The organism is Pantoea sp. ICBG 985 (assembly GCF_002928365.1).
GTDB lineage: Bacteria > Pseudomonadota > Gammaproteobacteria > Enterobacterales > Enterobacteriaceae > Pantoea > Pantoea dispersa.
Map to the genome: position 1 here is coordinate 466,594 of NZ_POWM01000003.1, position 19,585 is coordinate 486,178.

The 19,585-nt window shown below is 56.5% G+C and carries 23 protein-coding genes; 10 read left to right on the forward strand and 13 right to left on the reverse strand.

What is annotated here, in order from left to right:
* Positions 1–84: 84 nt before the first annotated feature.
* On the forward strand, positions 85–306 hold the full coding sequence (locus C1Y42_RS11650) for a YdgH/BhsA/McbA-like domain containing protein (RefSeq protein WP_010615756.1): 222 nt from the start codon (positions 85–87) through the stop codon (positions 304–306).
* A 150-nt stretch (positions 307–456) separates the two neighbouring features.
* Positions 457–1,158, forward strand: a complete 702-nt coding sequence (locus tag C1Y42_RS11655; protein WP_104093514.1) for an aspartate/glutamate racemase family protein — start codon at positions 457–459, stop codon at positions 1,156–1,158.
* A 125-nt stretch (positions 1,159–1,283) separates the two neighbouring features.
* On the opposite strand, the gene C1Y42_RS11660 is transcribed toward C1Y42_RS11655, so the two are convergent.
* From C1Y42_RS11660 to C1Y42_RS11685, 6 genes are all read right to left on the reverse strand, one after another.
* The gene (locus tag C1Y42_RS11660) at positions 1,284–2,555 is read right to left on the reverse strand and encodes an alanine racemase (RefSeq protein ID WP_104093515.1); all 1,272 of its coding nucleotides are present in this window, start codon (positions 2,553–2,555) and stop codon (positions 1,284–1,286) included.
* An 11-nt stretch (positions 2,556–2,566) separates the two neighbouring features.
* Positions 2,567–3,304 (reverse strand): amino acid ABC transporter ATP-binding protein, encoded by a 738-nt coding sequence (locus C1Y42_RS11665; protein WP_021508752.1) that lies wholly within the window; start codon positions 3,302–3,304, stop codon positions 2,567–2,569.
* The gene (locus C1Y42_RS11670) at positions 3,301–3,945 is read right to left on the reverse strand and encodes an amino acid ABC transporter permease (RefSeq protein WP_021508751.1); all 645 of its coding nucleotides are present in this window, start codon (positions 3,943–3,945) and stop codon (positions 3,301–3,303) included. Before C1Y42_RS11670 ends, C1Y42_RS11665 begins: the two co-directional genes overlap by 4 nt.
* Positions 3,942–4,679: an amino acid ABC transporter permease gene (locus C1Y42_RS11675; RefSeq protein WP_021508750.1), complete on the reverse strand. Its 738-nt coding sequence runs from the start codon at positions 4,677–4,679 to the stop codon at positions 3,942–3,944. The genes C1Y42_RS11670 and C1Y42_RS11675 overlap by 4 nt, the downstream gene beginning before the upstream one ends.
* 53 nt (positions 4,680–4,732) lie before the next feature.
* A complete protein-coding gene (locus C1Y42_RS11680) occupies positions 4,733–5,569 on the reverse strand; it encodes a transporter substrate-binding domain-containing protein (protein ID WP_021508749.1) in 837 nt (278 codons plus the stop codon).
* 193 nt (positions 5,570–5,762) lie between these two features.
* Complete coding sequence (locus tag C1Y42_RS11685) at positions 5,763–6,155, reverse strand: RidA family protein (RefSeq protein ID WP_021508748.1); 393 nt, start codon at positions 6,153–6,155, stop codon at positions 5,763–5,765.
* A gap of 381 nt (positions 6,156–6,536) precedes the next feature.
* Between C1Y42_RS11685 and C1Y42_RS11690 the strand changes: the two genes are divergently transcribed.
* The 3 genes from C1Y42_RS11690 (at position 6,537) to zigA (ending at position 9,922) form a co-directional block, all read left to right on the forward strand.
* The gene (locus tag C1Y42_RS11690) at positions 6,537–7,289 is read left to right on the forward strand and encodes an IclR family transcriptional regulator (RefSeq protein ID WP_010615761.1); all 753 of its coding nucleotides are present in this window, start codon (positions 6,537–6,539) and stop codon (positions 7,287–7,289) included.
* Positions 7,290–7,439: 150 nt separating this feature from the next.
* On the forward strand, positions 7,440–8,546 hold the full coding sequence (locus C1Y42_RS11695) for an ABC transporter substrate-binding protein (protein WP_104093516.1): 1,107 nt from the start codon (positions 7,440–7,442) through the stop codon (positions 8,544–8,546).
* Positions 8,547–8,704: 158 nt separating this feature from the next.
* Positions 8,705–9,922, forward strand: a complete 1,218-nt coding sequence (zigA, locus tag C1Y42_RS11700; RefSeq protein ID WP_104093517.1) for a zinc metallochaperone GTPase ZigA — start codon at positions 8,705–8,707, stop codon at positions 9,920–9,922.
* A gap of 41 nt (positions 9,923–9,963) precedes the next feature.
* Here zigA and C1Y42_RS11705 read toward each other — a convergent pair whose 3' ends face one another.
* Positions 9,964–10,197 (reverse strand): hypothetical protein, encoded by a 234-nt coding sequence (locus C1Y42_RS11705; RefSeq protein ID WP_058775550.1) that lies wholly within the window; start codon positions 10,195–10,197, stop codon positions 9,964–9,966.
* 57 nt (positions 10,198–10,254) lie between these two features.
* On the reverse strand, positions 10,255–10,935 hold the full coding sequence (locus C1Y42_RS11710) for an O-methyltransferase (protein ID WP_104093638.1): 681 nt from the start codon (positions 10,933–10,935) through the stop codon (positions 10,255–10,257).
* Positions 10,936–11,028: 93 nt separating this feature from the next.
* Here C1Y42_RS11710 and C1Y42_RS11715 point away from each other — a divergent pair, with 93 nt between their 5' ends.
* Entirely contained in the window at positions 11,029–11,667 is a 639-nt protein-coding gene (locus tag C1Y42_RS11715) for a TetR family transcriptional regulator (RefSeq protein ID WP_058775568.1), read from the forward strand.
* Between the two features lie 135 nt (positions 11,668–11,802).
* Positions 11,803–12,624 carry a Cof-type HAD-IIB family hydrolase gene (locus C1Y42_RS11720; protein WP_021508741.1) on the forward strand — a complete coding sequence of 274 codons (822 nt, stop codon included), beginning with the start codon at positions 11,803–11,805 and terminating at the stop codon, positions 12,622–12,624.
* Between the two features lie 86 nt (positions 12,625–12,710).
* Here the strand turns inward: C1Y42_RS11720 and C1Y42_RS11725 are convergent, their stop codons facing one another.
* Positions 12,711–13,139, reverse strand: coding sequence for a helix-turn-helix domain-containing protein (locus C1Y42_RS11725; RefSeq protein ID WP_058770471.1), 429 nt, complete (start codon positions 13,137–13,139; stop codon positions 12,711–12,713).
* 108 nt (positions 13,140–13,247) lie between these two features.
* Between C1Y42_RS11725 and C1Y42_RS11730 the strand changes: the two genes are divergently transcribed.
* Positions 13,248–14,297: an NAD(P)-dependent alcohol dehydrogenase gene (locus tag C1Y42_RS11730; protein ID WP_104093518.1), complete on the forward strand. Its 1,050-nt coding sequence runs from the start codon at positions 13,248–13,250 to the stop codon at positions 14,295–14,297.
* Positions 14,298–14,354: 57 nt separating this feature from the next.
* Here the strand turns inward: C1Y42_RS11730 and C1Y42_RS11735 are convergent, their stop codons facing one another.
* Both C1Y42_RS11735 and C1Y42_RS11740 read right to left on the reverse strand, forming a co-directional pair.
* Positions 14,355–14,645 (reverse strand): type II toxin-antitoxin system RelE/ParE family toxin, encoded by a 291-nt coding sequence (locus C1Y42_RS11735; protein WP_058758676.1) that lies wholly within the window; start codon positions 14,643–14,645, stop codon positions 14,355–14,357.
* Positions 14,635–14,889: a type II toxin-antitoxin system Phd/YefM family antitoxin gene (locus tag C1Y42_RS11740; RefSeq protein WP_058758675.1), complete on the reverse strand. Its 255-nt coding sequence runs from the start codon at positions 14,887–14,889 to the stop codon at positions 14,635–14,637. The genes C1Y42_RS11735 and C1Y42_RS11740 overlap by 11 nt, the downstream gene beginning before the upstream one ends.
* A 224-nt stretch (positions 14,890–15,113) precedes the next feature.
* On the opposite strand from C1Y42_RS11740, the gene C1Y42_RS11745 reads away from it, so the two are divergent.
* Entirely contained in the window at positions 15,114–16,949 is a 1,836-nt protein-coding gene (locus tag C1Y42_RS11745; protein ID WP_104093519.1) for a methyl-accepting chemotaxis protein, read from the forward strand.
* Between the two features lie 174 nt (positions 16,950–17,123).
* Positions 17,124–18,200: a diguanylate cyclase gene (locus C1Y42_RS11750; RefSeq protein ID WP_021508737.1), complete on the forward strand. Its 1,077-nt coding sequence runs from the start codon at positions 17,124–17,126 to the stop codon at positions 18,198–18,200.
* Here the strand turns inward: C1Y42_RS11750 and C1Y42_RS11755 are convergent, their stop codons facing one another.
* The gene (locus tag C1Y42_RS11755) at positions 18,201–18,662 is read right to left on the reverse strand and encodes an OsmC family protein (RefSeq protein ID WP_104093520.1); all 462 of its coding nucleotides are present in this window, start codon (positions 18,660–18,662) and stop codon (positions 18,201–18,203) included.
* 129 nt (positions 18,663–18,791) lie between these two features.
* Positions 18,792–19,562 (reverse strand): GntR family transcriptional regulator, encoded by a 771-nt coding sequence (locus tag C1Y42_RS11760; protein WP_021508734.1) that lies wholly within the window; start codon positions 19,560–19,562, stop codon positions 18,792–18,794.
* Positions 19,563–19,585 lie beyond the last annotated feature (23 nt).

Below are 19,585 nucleotides of genomic sequence, written 5' to 3' on the forward strand. Positions count from 1 at the left end.
GTTAGGTCGGTAATAATAACAATGGTTACTATAACTCCCATGCAGAGCATTCAGCTCTGACCCAAACATTGAAGGAATATGACCATGAAAAACGTAAAAACTCTGACCATCGCTGCTGTTGCTGCTCTTTCTATGATCTCTTTCGGTAGCTTCGCCGCTGAAAGCATCTCCGTTCACGGCAGCACCCTGGATAGCGCGGAAGCCCAGGTTGCCGCTCAGGCTAAAGCGAGTGGTGCGGACAGCTACAAAATTACCAGCGCCCGCGCAGACAACGGCGTGGACATGACTGCTGAGCTGTACAAATAATAACAATCCCTTTCTCCGTTAACGTGCTTAGCCCGGGTTATCCCGGGCTTTTTTGTGCCTGCGATGCGGTTCAGCGTCGCGACGCTTTCATGCCTTCATTGAATACCGTACAGTGCCAGACGAGCTAATTTCCGTGGGGAACGGTAACTAATGAAAATGATTGGCCTGATTGGCGGCATGAGCTGGGAATCCACCGCGCTCTATTACCGCATCATCAATGAACAGGTAAAGCAACAGCTGGGCGGACTGCACTCGGCGCGCAGCCTGATGTACAGCGTCGATTTTCAGCAGATTGAGAAATTGCAGGTCGCCGGTGAATGGCAGCAGGCCGGTGAAATCCTGGCCGAAGCCGCCCGTAGCCTGGAGAAGGGCGGGGCGGATTTCATTGTGCTGTGCACCAACACCATGCACAAAGTCGCCGATCAGATCACCACGGCCACCCGCATTCCGCTGCTGCATATCGCTGACGCCACGGCACAACGCATTCGTCAGGCCGGCGTGAAACGCGTCGGTCTGCTGGCGACCGCGTTCACCATGGAGCAGGAATTCTATAAAGGCCGCCTTGAGCAGCAATATGACATCGAGGTGCTGGTACCAGACGCCGCCGGACGTAAAACGGTGCACGACATTATTTATCAGGAGCTGTGCCTTGGCGTGATCCGTGAAGAATCACGCGCGCAGTACCGTGACATCATCGCTCAGCTGGTGGCACAAGGGGCTGAAGCTATTATCCTTGGCTGTACCGAAATCACGCTGCTGGTAAAAGCGGAGGATGCGGCGGTGCCGCTGTTCGATACCACATTAATCCATGCGCAGGACGCGGTGAAGCTGGCGCTGGCAACAAATAACTAGCCTGCTAATTATAAGCTGTGTTATTATGTGTTCATTGAAGGCACAACGCCGACCCGCATGGTCGCACAGGGATGTGCCAGAACTGGCTGCCAGCACTGGCAGCCTTTTTTGTGGCTGAAAAAGCGTCAGAACGCTGTTTCCAGTGAATCGGTGACGCAATAGTCATCATCCACCAACGGTAGATAACGCCACTTGTCAAATGCGGTACAGGGATGGGAAATGCCGCAGCCAATCCAGTCGCCCGGTTGCAGCGGATCGTCCGCCGGTAACTGCAAATAAGCGTGCTGATCGTTGACGTCGGTGATGCGCAAATGCGTAGCCGCGCGCGGTGCGCTGCCGTCCGCCTGACGAATCCACAGCGGATTGGGCAGATCCTGATCGAACGGTACATCGCGCCGGCCGAAATCGACAAAGGCCAGCCCCGGCTCCGGACGCGATAACACGCGGCCCCAGATCTCCAGTGCGGCGCTGAAATGGTGCGTTGCACCCGGCTGCGCAAAAGGGGCAATGCGTGCATACAAGCCGCTGTCGTGTGCCATGTACGCACCGGATCGAATCAGCGGCGTGACCGGAAGCGGCAACTGTGCCGCGCTGAAGCAGGCCGCGACCACATCGAACCACGCGCCACCGCCGGCGCTGAGAATAATTTCTCCGCTGGCAAACAGCTGATGTTCAGCCAGCAGCGCGGCGGTCGCGATCATCATCTCGCAGTAATCTTTCACGCGCTGCACGCCTGCGGCATCGCGTCCGGCACCCAGCGCACCTTCATAACCGGCCACACCCACCAGCTGCAGCGAGCGGCTGTCATGGATTGCCTGGGCGATTTCCAGCGCGGCCTGCGGCGAGCGACAGCCGGTGCGGCCGCCGCTGACCGACATCTCCAGCAGTACGGCAATCTGCGCGCCGCCGAGATGCTGCTCAAGCAGTTTTACGCCCTGCAGCGAATCCACATAACAGAGAAAGCCGTGGTCGGGATGCTGCTGTTGCCACTGGCCAATCCAGCGGATCCCGGCGGGATCCACCAGTTCATTGGCGAGAAACACGTTGCGGATGCCAAACTGGCGCAGTGCGCGTACCTGGGCCGGCGTCGCTGCGCTCAGGCCCCAGGCGCCGCCTTCACTGACGGCACGGCGCAGAATCGCCGGCGACATCGAGGTTTTGCCGTGCGCAGCCAGCATCACGCCGTTTTCCTGGCAGAACGCCGCCAGTTGCCGCAGGTTATTCTCCAGCGCCGATTGTTTCATCAGCATCAGCGGTGAGAAAACTTCAGGGCTGTTAAACACCGGCGTACCGTTAGCCAGCGGCTGATTGCCCGTTCCGGCCACCGATTTAAACCTCGGCGCAGGCTGCAGCGCATCCAGCGCACCATCGGCCTGCAAAGGGAAGTGAATCGACATTCTGCCTCCTGTTAGTGTTCAAGCACGCGCGACAAAAACTGCTGGGTACGCGGATTCTGCGGATTAACAAAAATCTGCTCCGGCGAACCCTGTTCGGCGATCACCCCCTGGTCCATAAACACCACGCGATCGGCGGTTTTACGCGCAAAGCCCATCTCATGCGTCACCACCACCATGGTCATGCCTTCCCGTGCCAGACTGCGCATCACTTCCATCACTTCACCAACCAGTTCGGGATCGAGCGCGGAGGTGGCCTCATCAAAGAACATGATTTTCGGCTCGACCGCCAGCGCGCGGGCAATCGCCACACGCTGTTGCTGCCCGCCGGACAGCTGAGCCGGATAGTGATGCGCGCGCTCCGCCAGGCCAACGCGCGTCAGCGCCGCCATGCCGCGTTTGTTCGCTTCCGCTTCGGACAGCTTCTGTGCTTTGATCAGCGCCAGCGTCACGTTGCCGAGTGCGGTTTTATGCGGGAACAGGTTGAACTGCTGAAACACCATGCCGACGTGGCCGCAAATTTCGCTGCTGCGTTTACGGTCGTGCAGCGGTACTTCATTAACCCAGATTTCGCCGCCGTCGGCGGTTTCCAGACCACTCATAATGCGCAGCACGGTACTTTTTCCCGAGCCGGAGGCGCCAATCAGCACCAGCACTTCGCCCGGCGACACGTCCAGGCTGATCTCTTTCAGTACCTGAGTTGCGCCAAAGGATTTGGTAATACGGCTCAGCGTAATGGCGGATTTGCTCATGATAACTGGCTCCTGGTTTGATGATGTTGAACCCAACGGGAAAGCGGAAAGCAGACAGCGAAGTAGAGCAGGGCGACCAGGCCGTAAACCACCACCGGCTGGCCAATGCGATCAACAATCGCCTGCCCCTGGTGCATCAGCTCCGACATGCCGATCATGCTGACAATCGACGTATCTTTGATTAGCGAAAGATACTGACCCACCAGCGGCGGCAGCACGATGCCGCGCGTTTGTGGCAGCACTACGCTGAGAAACGTCTGGCGTTTTGATAATCCGAGGATCCACGACACTTCCCACTGCCCTTTCGGCACGGCTTCAATGCCGGCCCGGAACACTTCAGCAATGTAAGCGCCCTGATAAATGCTCAGGCCCAGAATGCCGGCGGCGAACAGATTGATTTCATAGCCAAAATAGGCCACGCCGAAGTAAATGAACATCAAGGTGATCAGCACCGGCGTGCCGCGAAACAGCTCGGTGTACAGCACGGCAATCTCTCTGGCGATCGGCAGACGGCTGGTGCGAAGCACCGCGGCCAGTAAACCGAGCAGGGTGCTGCCGGCGATAGCGGCGATGGACAGCAGTAAGGTGATGACCAGCCCTTTCAGCAGAATTGGCAGCGAGCTAATGATAAGTTCGCTCATAACGCATTCTCCCGTTTCACTGGATTAATCAGCCATTTTTTTGCCCACCGCCAGCCGGACTTTTTTACCGGCGTCACCAGCGGCGGGTGGAACAGCCGGCGTCCGGCCACGGTGCCAAGCCATGAAAACAGGTTACTCAGCACCAGATACACCAGGGCAACGACGCTGAAGGTCTGGATATAAAGCAGGGTGCGCGCGTTGATCACCGTGGCGGTGCCGGTCAGCTCCGGCAGTGCGATCGCCGAGAGCAGCGACGTACCGAGTAGCAGCTGAATCAGGTTATTGATGATCGCCGGCCAGACGGCGCGAGCCGCCTGCGGCAGCACCACGCTGAGGAAAATCTGGTGGCGCGGAATGCCGAGGATATACGCCGCTTCCAGCTGGCCCTTCGCCACGGACTGAATACCAGCGCGGAAGGTTTCCGACAAATAGGCACCCACGTTAATCCCCAGTGCCAGCACCCCGGCGGTAAAAGCGCTCATGGTGATACCGAGCGACGGCAGGCCAAAAAAGATGATAAAAATTTGCAGCAGCACCGGCGTATTGCGGATGAATTCAACATAACAGTGGCTGATCCAGCGCAGCGGCGCCAGCGGTGAAGATTTCGCCAGCGCGGCCAGCAGACCGAGCGCCACCGCCAGCGCGAACGCCAGCAGGGTAACCTGCAGCGTGAGCCACGCGGCCTCCAGAAAGGTGTCGGCGTAACGCCACAGGGTTAGCCATTGATAACTCATGGTATGACTCCTTCAGGCGGCGCAGCCTGTGCGACTGCGCCGTGGGCGGACAATCAGTATTGCGGATTCAGCGGATAACGCGGTTTGCTGCCGAACCATTTCTCATACAGCTGGGCGTTCTCACCGGATGCGTTGATTTCAAACAGGAATTCGTTGAGGTAATTGGTCCATACCTGGTCGCCCTGTTTCACCCCAAAGGCGTTGTACTCCAGTGGGACCAGCGCTTCGTTGGTCACGGCCAGTGACGGATCGAGCTTCGCCTGGTAAGCGAGGAAGTTGTTATCCTCGATCATCGCATCGGCCTGACCCTGTTTGACGGCCAGAATCGCCGCCTGGGATGAGTCGTACTCCTGAATTTTCACGTCGATGCCGAGGTTGCGCACTTCGTCGCCATTGGTCGAGCCTTTCACCGTGGCAATGGTTTTGCCGGCCATGTCATGCGCAGACTGAATGCCGCTGTTTTTGCGCACCAGCATTGCCTCACTGGCTACTACGTACGGATGGGTGAAGCCAATCTCTTTGGCACGTTCCAGATTGCGGGTGAAGTTACAAAACACCACATCGACTTTGTTGGTTTGCAGATTAGGGATGCGGTTGGCGCTGGTGGTGTTGACCATTTCCAGCTTCACGCCCATCTCTTTGGCCAGCGCTTTCGCCAGGTCAACGTCGTAACCATCCGGGTTGCCGTCTTTGTCATAAAAACCGAACGGTGCGAAGCTCAGGCAGTCACCGACGCGCAATGTGCCGCGCTGCAGTACGGTTTGCAGCGCCGACTGTGGCGCAGCGCCAGCCTCTTTTTTCTCTTCGGTGGGCGTACAGCCTGCTATCGCCAGCAAGACCAGCGCACCGGCCACGGTTTTGGCACTTAATTTCAGCGATGTTGCATTCATCTTTATGCTCTCTTTAAATGTTTGACGAGACGGCGTTATTCCGCATCACCCGTTTAATAGACGATCGCCAGCGCAGCGGCAGCACCGCCTGTTTCGGGTTATTTTTTTGAAAAAGCAAATGTATTAATTAATATCAGGCTGGCCTGGTGTTGGCGAAGAAAATGAACATCGCAGCCTGGTTGAACGGTATTACTTATTTACGGTCGGCGCGGAAACATTTCATGTCCACTTCGACTTTGCAGTCGACCACTAAATCCTGCACGCTACAAATACGCGCCGGTGGATGACCACTGAATATCTCACTGAATACTTTGTTGAAAGAACTGAAATAACGCGCGTCGGTCAACACCGCCGTCACATGGACCACATCCTCCACGCGATAACCCGCTTCGCGCATGATGGTGAGGCAGTTGTCGAACGCTAACTGTGTCTGTTCGATGATGCCGCCCTCTACCACTTCGCCGTCGCGCATCGGCGTCTGGCCTGAGATATACAGCCAGCCATCGGCCTCCACGGCGCGGGCGAACGGCAATTTTTGCCCACCGGTACCGGTACCGCCCTCAATGCCATAACGTTTGATCGTCATGTCTTTCTGCTCCTTTGCACACTACCGTTTCTGTCTGATATACCAGACTGCTATCTGCAATACCGGATAGGACGAGATTTGCACAGCTGTTGCTTTTTTGCAATATGGCAATCGGCAATTAATTTTTTGCCGTGCTGGTGCGATCGCAAAATAAAATCCAGTGCGTGATTTTTTTGAATGGAAATGTGACCGCTATCGAATTTAACAGCGAGTCCCATCTTTTTTATGCGCCACAATGGGGCCCGAAAATAGCGCATGATAAATAAAGTCGCCGGAAAGATTTTTATTATTGCGGGGATGGGTAATTTCGTTTGCCGGGTGTATCATGCAGCTCTTTTTAAACGCAGATGAGTAGCACCATAACGACAGGGGAGTGAGCGTATGCCGGATGAAAAAACGTCCCGGGCACGCGGTGTTGACCGGGTTATTGATATTTTTCGCCAGCTGCATATCGCGCGTCAGCCTATGGCGATGCGGGATTTAATCGAAGCGACCGGTGCACCGCGCTCCAGTATTTATGAGCTGGTCAGTTTGCTGAGTGAAGCGGGTCTGGTTGAGCTTGATGCGGAAGGTGCCGTGTTTTTCGGTCGTGAAATGCACTATTACGGTGCGGATTACATGGCCCACAACGATCTGATCCGTCGTGCACATCAGCTTATGGTTGAGATCGTGGCGCGTCATGGCGAAACCGTGCAGCTGTGTATGCTGGAAGGTAACAAATACACCGTGGTGCTGTCGGAGAGTAACGCCCATCCGTTTAAAATCACCTCTGATATCGGTGTGCGCGTGCCGATCACCTGGACGGCGACCGGTCGTTTACTGCTGAGTAACTGGTCGGACAGCGCCATTCTCGACCTGATTCCGGAGGAGGATTATCGGCTGGCCAGCGGTCAGATTCTCGACAAGCAGACCTTCCTCGAAGAGATTCACCGTGCCGGCCAGCTGGGCTACTGCATGACCGAAGGTCTGTCCGAAAGCTTTACCTGCTGTATGGCTGCACCGATTCGCTCGCGCAGCGGCCAGGCGGTTGCGGCAATCTGCTTTATGGTCAGCCGTGATACTCCGGCGGAACGCCGACAGATGCTGCTGCAGGAACTGATCGCGTCCGGGCAGAAATTGTCTGATTTCACCTGAGCCGTTGCTTCGCCACAGCGTAATGCGGCGGGCTCCCGGCGCCGTATTATTCGCTTACAACCGCGTGCCGTCGGGTTTATTTTGCCGTGATTAAGGTTGTGTTAAGGTAATTGATAATAATAACTATTTCTTTTACCACGGAGTTTTGGCATGAAAACGCGCCTGTTACTGGCAATGGGGATTCTGGTCTCAACCGCAGCCTGCGCGACTGACTATCCGCTCACCGTCACCGACATGGATGGTCACACGCAAACAATCAGCAAAGAACCGCAGCACATCATTCTGCAGGATGGGCGCGATGTGTTGACGCTGGCGCTACTCGATCGCGACGATCCGTTTAAACGCGTTGTGGCCTGGAACAATCTGCCGAAAAAGCAGGATACGCAAACCTGGGATATGCTGAAGCGCCGCTGGCCTGAAGCGACAAAAATTGTCGATATGGGCTTCAGCGATCAAGGCCAGGTTAATCTGGAAAGCGTGCTGGCGCAGAAACCGGATCTGATGATTGCGCAGCTGCGCGCTAAGCCGGCGCTGGAACAATCCGGCGTGCTGAGCACGCTGAACAACCTGCACATCCCGGTGCTGTTCGTCGATTATGAACTGCATCCGGCACAAAACACCGCCCCGAGCGTCACGCTGCTGGGCAAAGTGCTGAACCGCGAAAGCGAAGCCAAAGCCTACACCGATTTTTACCAGCAGCGCTTCGACCGCATCACGCAAGCCGTTGCGAAGGTCAAAAACAAACCCACGGTATTTATCGAACCCATTGCCGGTAACAGCGATAACTGCTGCTTTACCCACAGCCATAATGGCTGGGGTGGGCTGGTAGAAGCGGTCGGCGGCAAAAATATTGGTTCGGCACTGCTGCCAGGCAATGCCGGCTTTGTCGCGCTGGAAAAAATCATCGCCATGAAACCGGATGTTTACATCATGACCGGTTCAAAGCGGCCAAACAGCAATGTGCTGCCGTTTGGTTACGGCGTGCAGCCGCAGGAAGTACGTGCCACGTTTCAGACGTTATTGCAGCGTACCGGTCTGGCGCAAATCGCGCCGGTGAAGCAGGGGCGCGTGTATGGGGTGTATCATCACTTCTACAATCACCCGTACAACATTATCGGCATGGAAATCCTCGCGAAGGATCTCTATCCGCAGCAGTTTGCCGATCTCAAACCGGTGGCTGATTTCCATACCCTCGTAAAGACCTTCACTCAACTGCCGGACGATGCCATCGAACTGAGCTATCCGGACAACCAGTAATTGCCCGCAGCGGGCGCCCGGCCCGCTGTTCCCATCCTGCCCAAAGCAAAACCCCACAAAAAGTGCACGACGATCATGACACTGCATATTGTGATGTTATAACATATCAATATCAGCACCCTTTCAGGTGCGCGTGATGTCATTATTCAGGAGTGATTATGTCAGCTTTATCCACAAACGGCGGCTTCAGGCGGCTGCCGGTCACCGTACTCTCTGGCTTTCTCGGTGCCGGAAAAACCACTTTGCTTAACCATATTCTCAACAACCGCGAAGGCCGCCGCGTGGCGGTGATCGTCAACGATATGTCGGAAGTGAATATTGATGCCGCGCTGGTGCGTGAGGGCGGGGCGGCGTTGTCACGTACCGACGAGAAGCTGGTGGAAATGAGCAACGGCTGCATCTGCTGCACGCTGCGCGAAGATTTACTGCTGGAAGTCAACCGGCTGGCTAAAGAGGGGCGTTTTGATCATCTGGTGATTGAATCGACCGGCATCTCTGAGCCGTTGCCGGTGGCGGAAACCTTCACGTTTGCCGATGAAGAGGGGCAAAGCCTGTCCACCGTGGCGGCGCTGGATACCATGGTGACCGTGGTGGATGGCTACAATTTCCTGCGTGACTATGATTCCAGTGAAAGTGTCCGCTCGCGCGGCGAATCGCTCGGCGAGGAGGATGAGCGCACGGTGGTCGATTTGCTGATCGATCAGATTGAATTTTGCGATGTGCTGATTCTCAACAAAACCGACCTGATTGATGCGGCGGAGCAGGCACGGTTGACCGCGATTCTGCACTCGCTCAATCCCCGTGCGCGGATTATTCGCGCGCAGTTTGGTCAGGTGGCGCTTGATCAGGTGCTGAATACCGGCCTGTTTGACTTCGATGCTGCGGCACAGGCCCCCGGCTGGCTGAAAGAGTTGCGCGGCGAGCACACGCCTGAAACTGAAGAGTACGGCATCCGCAGCTTTGTTTTCCGCGCACGTCGTCCCTTCCATCCGCAGCGTTTTTATCAGGTGATTACGCAGCACATGCAGGGCGTGGTGCGGTCGAAAGGGTATTTCTGGCTGGCAACCCGCCCGCGTCACGCCGGATCCTGGTCGCAGGCCGGCGGCGTCACGCGGCAGGGGCTGGCCGGGATGTGGTGGGCCTGCGTGCCTGAAGATCGCTGGCCGCAGGACGCAGACACGCTGCATTACATCCGCGAAAACTGGCATGAAGACACGGGGGATGCGCGGCAGGAGATAGTGATCATCGGGATCGATATGGATGAAACTGCGCTGCGTCAGCAGCTGCACCATGCGTTACTGACCGATGAGGAGATGGCGCTGGGGCCAGACGGCTGGGCACAGTTGCCTGATCCGTTTCAGCCATGGTTTGACTGAAGCGTCGCCGCGCAGCGGGCTGTGCGGCGACGAACCTATCATCATAACCCGGTATTCACCAGCCGCATCTGGGTGCAGAACGGACACTGACAGCCGCTCACCGCCGCCGCCAGGCGCGCATGCGCTTCGGCAATCGCCAGCGGCTGCGCCTGATCGGTGCTGGCAAGTGCGTTAGCCGGTTTCAGCGCCAGCTTTAACGGATCGATTTTCGCCTGAAATGCCCCCGCTTTCGCCGAAGCAAAAGCAATCACTAACAGTGGAACGGTAACCTTCATCGCAGCAACCTCAATCAGAGCACGGGATTGTAACGATATAACATAAACGTGACGCTGTTAAGCGCCTTTATGTGGCGATCCCAGCCACATTGAAACTTCGACGCCATCAGCAAACGGCAGCGAGGTATAGAGGCGGCTGCCGTGCACCATTTCCAGATACTCCGGGCTGAAATCGGCATCATCTGCCACAATCAGGGCCCCCGGACGCAACCAGGGCTGCACCAGCTGCAAGATCTCCGGATAGATCGCCTTCGCGCCATCCAGCACCAGCATATCAACGCTGGCTGGCAGGTCCTGACTGAGCGTGTCCAGCGCATCGCCCACGCGAATTTCAATCAGGTCACTGACGCCAGCATCGGCAAAATGATTGCGCGCCAGCGCCACTTTGCCCGGTTCAAACTCGCTGGTGATGATGCGGCCGCCGCCGTTATCGCGCACCGCCGCCGCCAGGTGCAGGGTGGAGAGACCAAACGAAGTGCCAAACTCAACGATATGCTGCGCCCGGCTGCTGCGTGCCAGCATGTACAGCAGTTTGCCGGTTTCCCGCGAGACCGCCAGCGGCACATCTTTTAAATGACCGTAAAGTTCGCGGTAATCGATTTTGCTCTGCAGCAGACGCGTTTGCTCCTCATCGGACATCACGCGAAACGCTTCATTAGTGGGATGCGCCATGTTATCCGCCAGCTCAAACAGATAGTTAAGCAGCGGTGCCAGCGGCGCGGAAGTCAGGGTGTTCATCATCGGGGTTCCTGCATCAGAAGATGGATTTTGCGTCAGGAACAGAATACGATGAATTACTCGCATTTAACTATTCGCGTTCAGGAGCAGACGATGGCCGCACAACGTAACGCTAAGATTTCTGAAAGAAAAAAGCCGCAGCAGGCGCGATCCAGTGAGCTGGTAGCAGCCATTTTGCAGGCGGCGACTCAGGTTCTGGAGCAGGAAGGTGCCACGCGCTTTACCACTGCTCGCGTGGCCGAACGGGCAGGCGTCAGTATTGGATCGCTGTACCAGTATTTCCCCAACAAGGCCGCTATCCTTTTCCGTCTGCAGAGCGAAGAGTGGCAGCGAACCGGCGATCTGCTGGGTTCGATTCTGCGCGACAGCGCATCCACGCCGCGTCAGCGCTTGCATCAGCTGACCTGGGCGTTCCTGCACTCGGAGTGTGAAGAGGCGGCGATGCGCACCGCACTGAATGATGCCGCGCCGCTTTACCGGGATGCGCCGGAAGTGCAGGCCGCGCGCGCCAATGGCGAGAATGTGATGTGCGAATTTCTGCAACAGCTGCTGCCGCAGCGGGACGCGGCTGAGGTGGCGCGGGCGGCGGATTTAATCAACAGTACGCTGGGTGACGTCGGCAAGCATTTTTCCGAATCGCCGCGCAGCGCAGCAGAAATTCAGGCTTATGCGCGCGATATGGCAGACATGTTCTGTGCCTGGATCAGAGAAAAAGGGGCCGAATTGCAGTAAAAAATGGGCTGGAAATCTCTGAAAGCGGTTAACAAACTCATTATTCACATTCTCATTAATCCACACCGCGAGTAAGCTTGATAAAACCTTGGTAAAGCCGGATGGATTGACGGCACACAGAGACGGGAGAGCATGATGGCAGTAAAAATGATTGCGGTGGATATGGATGGGACATTTCTCGATGACAATAAGCAGTACAACGCGCAGCGTTTTGCGCGCCAGTACGCGCTGCTGAAGGAGAAAGGCATCCGTTTCGTGGTCGCCAGCGGCAATCAGTATTATCAGTTGCAGCACTATTTTCCCGCTATCAAAGATGAGATCGCCTTCGTGGCTGAAAACGGTGCCTGGGTATCCGACAGCAACGAAGAAATTTTCTGCGGTGAACTGGCGCCGGAACGTGTTCATCAGGTGCTGGATATTCTCGCCAAAGAACCGGAGATCAGCACCGTGGTGTGCGGTCGCAACGGAGCCTATGTGCACAAGTCAATGCCGGATGAGGTGGTCGCCATGCTGGCCAATCACTATCGCCGGCTGGAGAAGCGCGACAGCCTGTACGATATCGACGATACCATTTTCAAGTTTTCGCTGAATCTGGCACACGAAGGTGTCGAGGCGCTGCTGGCACGTCTGCACAGCGAACTGAACGCGATTGAAAACATCATGCATCCGGTCTCAAGCGGATTTGGCTTTGTCGATTTAATCATTCCCGGCTGTCATAAGGCGCACGGCATCGCGCTGCTGCAGGAGAAGTGGGGCATTGATGATTGTGAAGTGCTGGCGATTGGCGACAGCGCCAACGACATCGAAATGCTGCGCCAGGCCTGTTACAGCTTTGCCATGGCCAACGCCGCTGCACCGGTGGCAGCCGTCGCGCGTTATCGGACGGAAAGTAATAACGACGAGGGCGCTCTCAACGTCATCGCCCGCCTGCTGGCACGCGAAACGCCGTTTGGTTAACGGTCACCGGATCGATCCACGAACCGCGGCGCTATTTAGTGTGGGATAAATCGCGCCGCGACGAACAGTATGCGACCCGCGCGTGGTTATTCACTGGCGGATGACGCTGCAGGGCGGGCGTTTTCCGCCGGCGTGCCGCCTGCTGCGCGAAGGTTAGCTTCCATCTCATCCAGTGCCGCCTGGTTTTCTAATCCCCACTGATACATCTGCTCAATTGGCCGGGCGAAGGTCATCCCCAGCGCGGTCAGCCGGTAATCCACTTTCGGTGGAATCACTTCGTAGACCTGACGTGCAATTAAGCCGCGCTGCTCCAGCTCTTTCAGTGTCTGAAACAGCATTTTTTTCGAAATCCCCTGCAGGCTACGCTGCAGTTCACCGGTACGGGCGCGCTGTCCCGGCCAGTGATACAACGCGTGCAGCACCATCGTGCTCCATTTCACCGAAAACAGATCCATCAGACGGCGCGGTGGCGAATCCGCATAGAAAACCAGTTTGCCATCAACCCAGGCTGGCATCGCACTCTCCTTTATGGTCACCAAATGGTGACTACTATCAATTCTGCACCGCGTTGATTATAGTCTGCCGCCTTCATTCAGCCCACATCAGAATTTGAGGAAGGCATCATGAAAATTAACGCACTGGTGGCACAGGATGCAGCGCAACCGCTCGCTGCCGGCCAGATTACTTTGCGTCCGCTGCAGCTGCAGGACGTAAAAATTGAAATTCTTTACTGCGGCGTATGCCATTCCGATTTGCACATGGCACGCAATGAGTGGGCGGTCAGTCGTTATCCGCTGGTGCCGGGCCACGAGATCGTTGGACGCGTGCTGGAGACCGGAACTCAGGTTACGCGCTTCAAAGCCGGTGATGTGGTCGGTGTGGGCGTGATGGTGGATTCCTGCCGTGCCTGCCACTTCTGCCAGCAGCAGGAAGAGCAGTACTGCGAAGCGGGCTTCACCGCCACTTACAACGGCATCGATAAATACACCGGCGACAGCACCTGGGGCGGCTACGCGCAGAATGTGGTGGTCGATCAGCATTTCGTCGTGTCGATTCCGCACAATCTGGCGCTGGCGGGCGTGGCACCGCTGCTGTGTGCGGGCGTAACGGTGTGGTCACCGCTGCGCCATTTTGGCGTCAAAGCCGGCGATAACGTCGGGGTGGTGGGGCTGGGTGGTTTGGGCCACATGGCGGTAAAACTGGCCAGCGCATTGGGCGCCGAGGTAACCCTGTTTACTACCTCACCGGAAAAAGGCGCTGACGCACGTCGTCTTGGTGCGACGCGCGTGGTGGTGTCGCGTGATGTCGCGCAGATGGCGGCATGCCAGACCTCGCTTGATTTCATCATTGACTGCGTGGCGGCACCGCACGATCTCGATCCTTACCTCGCGACGCTGAAGACCAATGGCCGTCTGGTGCTGGTCGGCATTCCTGACCAACCGCATCAGTCGCCGAACGTCACGCCGCTGGTGTTTCGCCGTCTGAGCATCAGCGGTTCATCCATCGGTAGCATTGAAGAGACTCAGGAGATGCTGGATTTCTGCGGCGAGCATAACATCACGGCAGATATTGAGCTGATCGCCGGTGAAGAGATCGAAACGGCCTTCGCGCGTATGCTGAAGGGCGAGGTGAAGTACCGTTTCGTCATTGATATGCTGGCGACTCGCTGGTAATTGCCCAGCCATGGCCGGCGATTTCAGGCTGAAATCGCCGGCTTTGCTATCAACAGATTACTCAGGCAATCTGTATTCCGTATCCGCATAGACCTGACTGCCTTCGCGTTTACCCACACCTAATACCATGACAGTGATGGTTTCATCCTGCACCAGGTACACCAGGCGATAGCCTGAAGCACGTAGTTTTATTTTGTACTGATCTTTTCGTCCGTGAAGTTGTGCTGAGGGGACACGGGGATTTTCCAGCCGTTGTACCAGCTTTTTCTTAAACTGCTCACGCACCGGATGACCCAGTTTCTTCCACTCCTTTTCAGCGGAAGGAACGAACTTTAATTTATAAGTCATCCAGCGAAATCTCTTTCGCATCCGCTAATTCAGAAATGCGTTCATCAGCGATACGACCCAGTTCTGCATCTTCTGCTAATTCCATCAGATATTGGTAAACAGCCGGTGGAACGCAGTAAAAAGCGGGCTCGTTGCGGTTTAAGATAGCAATGGTTTCCCCTTCCGCTGAACGCACTGTTCCCATGGGATCACGCTTTAAATCGGTGATGCTGGCAGCGGTGTTTGACAGGATCTGAAATGGCATGGTGAGATATCCGGACTTAGATAATGAAAACAGGTGAAGTATATTAACACTTTATGGTGCTGATATTAGCGCTTTAAGAAGTGCTTTAAAAGAGTATTTTGGCTAAATACTATACCGCTTTTATGACACAGCACATTTTCGCCCCGCAACAGTAAATAATTCCCGTTACGGTCCGATAACCCCTTCTGCAGACTCAACAAAAACAACAATGACAGGAGCGAGACATGGGACTGGTCTCCCGATTACGGAATGTGCGCATTACGCGCAAACTGGCGGCGGGCTTCGGCATCGTCCTGCTGCTGGTAGCGCTGGCCACAGCGCTCAGCGTGCAACGATTCAACCAGATTCACGACATCTATCAGAAAACCAATCTGATTTATGACATCAACATTGAAGTCTTTCAGGCCAAAATCAATCGTCTTAAATATCTGTATGGCGAGGACAAAGCGGGCGACACCATGACGGATTACGTCACGCATGCTCAACAGCTGACGCAGCAGGCCCAGCAATTGCCGTGGACGGCGGACGCCAGAGGGTTGCTCAACGATGTCGCCAGCCATCTTGCCCGTTTCCAGCACAGCATCACCGCCATGACCCAGGCAACCCGACAGCTCAACGATCTGCGCAGCCAGCTGGATGCGCTGAGCCAGCAGGACATGACGTCGCGCTATACCGGGCTAATCCGGACCCCCGCCAGCACACCCGAAGTCACCAACCAGATTTATCAGCTGCTGTTTGCCATCAGTAATGTGCGCGAAGAGGCCTGGGCGCTGCGCTTCAACGTCAGCGAGGCACTGCGCAATAAACTGGAACATGATTTTCAGCGCGCCGGGCAGGACATGAACACGCTACTGACTCAGCTGCCAGCGGAGCAGCAGGGCGGATTTAGTGCGCTATGGCAGGATACCGAACGTTTTAAAGATCTGAGCCTGCAGGCGGCAGCGATTTACGGCCAGCTGCGTGTCGCGGAAAACACCGTCAAAGTGGCGGGCGATAACAGCAGCGCGGCGATCAAACAGATCATCGCCCTGGTTAAGGCGCGTAACGATGAACTGGCTAACGGGTCAGCGGCGCTCTCGCTGCTGATTGGCAGCCTGGCAATAGTGCTGGGCGTGCTGGTGGCCTGGACCATTATCCGGCAGATTACGCGCCCGGTGTTCCACAACCTCGCGCTGGCGGAACGCATTGCCAGCGGCGACCTCAGCTCGCAGTTTGTCACTAATCGCCAGGACGAGCTCGGCCAGCTCACCTCTGCCATGGGACGCATGAATGCGCGGCTGCGCGGCATGATTGGCGAGGTGCTGCACAGCGTCAGCAATGTGTCGCAGGCTGCCAGCACTATACATCAGGGAAACCTGGAGTTGTCGTCGCGCACCGCCCAGCAATCGGCTGCGGTGGTGGAAACCGCCGCCAGCATGGAGCAGCTCACCGCCACGGTGAAAAATAATGCCAGCAATGCGCGTCTCGCCAGCCAGATCGCGGCGGAAGCGACGCATAACGCCAGTCAGGGCGGTATTGCGGTGCACAACGTCGTCAGCACCATGGGCGAGATTTCTGATAGTTCAAAGAAAATTGCCGAGATTACTGCGGTGATCAACAGCATCGCCTTCCAGACCAACATCCTGGCACTCAACGCAGCGGTTGAAGCCGCCCGCGCCGGCGAGCAGGGGCGAGGCTTTGCGGTGGTCGCCAGCGAAGTGCGTAATCTGGCCCAGCGCAGTGCCGGAGCGGCGAAAGATATTGAACGACTGATTGGCGAATCGGTAGGGCGTATCAGCAACGGCCATCAGCAGGTGGCGCGCGCGGGTGAAACGATGGAGCAGATTGTCAGTAGCATCGCACGCGTAAATGAAATCATGGCGGAGATCTCGGCTGCTTCTGATGAGCAGAGCCGCGGCATTGAGCAAATCGCGCGCGCGGTAGGTGAGCTGGACGGTACCACTCAGCAAAATGCGTCGCTGGTCACTGCGTCATCCCATTCCGCACAGGCGCTGGAAGAGCAGGCACTCATGCTGCAGCGGCTGGTCAGCCAGTTCCGTTTGCAAGGGGCAGTGAACTAAAAAACACGCGCAGCGGCAGCGAACTTTACCCGCTGGCCGCTGCTGCTATTGGCAGCAAAGCGCTTCTTATTTGCGTGTCGCCAATATGCAAGGTGAAAATTCTTAAAAAAAGTCGCCGCAGGGCGACTTTTTCCCGATACACTGCCATTTTTGTCGACCTGAATTTTCCCGTGAATGAATTACTACTCGCCTGATGAAAACCATTTGAAGCGCCGGTCAAAACGCTTCGTTCGTCGTATGTTCATCATGCGTCAGCTCGGCACGATCCTCTGTTTCTTTCCAATTCTCTCGGTGTTGCTGGAAATGCAGCGCGGACTGGCATTCAGTGCGCTGCTGTTTGTGAACGCCTTTTTCTGGCCATGGCTGGCGTATCAGCGTGCGCTTCGTGCCGAAGACTCAACCGGTACCGAACGCCAGAATCTGACGCTGGATGCCGCCTTTGGCGGAATCTGGGTGGCGCTGATGGCGTTAAGCCCGATGCCCTCTTTTGTCATCATGGCGGTGCTGGCATCGGATCGCTATGCCGCTGGCGGCGGCGCGCAGCTGATTGCCGCCATACAGGCATTTTTGTGCGGGTTTATTATGGTGTGGCTGCTGGATGGCACCAGCGTACATCTGGCGTTCAGCACGCAAACCGTCTGGCTGACGCTGCCGCTGGCTACCTGTTACATGCTGGTACTCAGCGTGGCTTCGTACAATCTCACCTGGCATTTACGCACCCGCAACCGTGAACTGGAGCGCATCGCGCTGATGGATCCCGGCCTGAAAATCCCTAACCGCCGCCTGTTTGAGCGGCGGCTGGAGAGTGAGTTTCTCAGCACGCGGCGCGGCGATAGCAGCGGCTATCTGCTGTTGCTGGATGTCGATCACTTCAAAGTGGTCAATGATAGCTGGGGCCATGAGGCGGGCGATTTTCTGCTGGCCGAGATTTCGGCGCTGCTGCGCAACTATGTCGGGCTGCAGGACATTCCGGCGCGCTTTGGCGGCGATGAGCTGGGCGTTATCGTGCATCAGGCCAGCGATGAATCGGTGGTGGAGCTGGCCGAAAGGCTAAAAGAGAAGATTGCCCAGCTGCGCTTACCGGCCTCGGCAGAGTTTCGCTGCTCGGTCAGTATCGGTATTGCGCCTGCGGTCAGCGCTGAATCGTTAAGCGACTGGCTGCGCCATGCGGATGAAGCGCTGTATGAAGTGAAGCGCGCCGGGCGCAACGGCGTGCGGCTGTGGCAAACGCCGCTGGCCCGCGCATCATAATCAGAAAAATTCAGGATCGCAGTTTACCGGAAAATTCAGCGAGTTGGCGATGAAGCAGGCTTCGTGTGCCTGATGATGCAATGCCCGCGCGCGATCGGCATCCGCTGGGTCGCGCAGTTTGATGCGCGGCTTCAGCGTGATATCGGTAAAGCGGCCACGCGCCCCCTCGACCATGTTCCCTTCGGCAGCATCTTCATACTCCTCCACCACAATGCCGGCATCGGCGCACAGGTGTAAATACCACAGCTTATGGCAGGCCGCCGCAGACGCCAGCAGCAATTCCTCAGGATTCCAGCGCGTTTTATCCCCACGAAATGCCGGATCGGCACTCAGCAAAATGGGCGGCTTACCGGGTGCCTGTAATTCGCTGTCACGATCGTAAGCGGTATAAGAAGCTGTGCCATCGCCGCGATTGCCGCTCCAGCGAAGGTGAATCTGGTAATGGTGCTGCCGTGCTGCCATGGGTAATGTCCTGTTAAGTGAGGTCACCTTAGCGGTTGTTATTCACAACGTTCGCTGCGTTTTGGTTCAAATTAATCAGGTGCGCGTCGATGCGCATCTGAAACACCTTACAGTAAAACGTCTACATAATCAGCGTATCTCATTGACATACATAAAATGTTCAGTGCTGAAACGGTGATGCGCAAGAATCACCGGCGTAGCGCTTTGATCAAATGAGACCTCATCGATCACCATCACCGCGTGCGGCAGAGCAAGTTCCAGCAGGCTGGCATCTTCTTCTGTAGCGAGCGTGGCGCTGATCTGCTCGCGTACCGCCGCAACACGCACATCGTACTGCTCAAACAGGTAGCGATACAGCAACTGCGGTAGCTGTTCCGCCGGCGGAAAGTCGGGCAGACGCGCGGCGGGCAGCACCAGCGTTTCATGCATGGCCGCAATGCCCTTCACCCGGCGCAGGCGTTTCAGGCGAATCACTGCGTCACCCGCTGCGATCTGCAGCTTATCGGCCTCGTCGGCGCTGGCGCGGCTGTGCTGATACTCCAGCAGTCGCGTTTCCGACTGCAGCAAACCGCCCGATTTGTCATGCAGACGAAAATAGTGAAAGAAATGGCTGAGGTTATGCAGCGGCGCCCAGCCGGTCACCACCGTGCCGGTTTTGCGCCGGCGCATCAGCATCCCTTCCGTCGTAAGCGCCGCCAGCGCTTTGCGCACCGTACCGACCGAGACACCGAACTTCGCCGCCAGACTGTTTTCACTGGGCAAAATGGTGCCTGCTGGCAGTTCGCCCTGCAGGATGGATTCACTGATATGGCGCTTCACTACTTCGTACAGCGGAGCGCCTTCGCCTTCGTTCAGGCGACTGAATTGAGGAACGTCGTGCGCGTCATAGTTTTTTTGCATGTTTCCGATTACCGATTGACCCC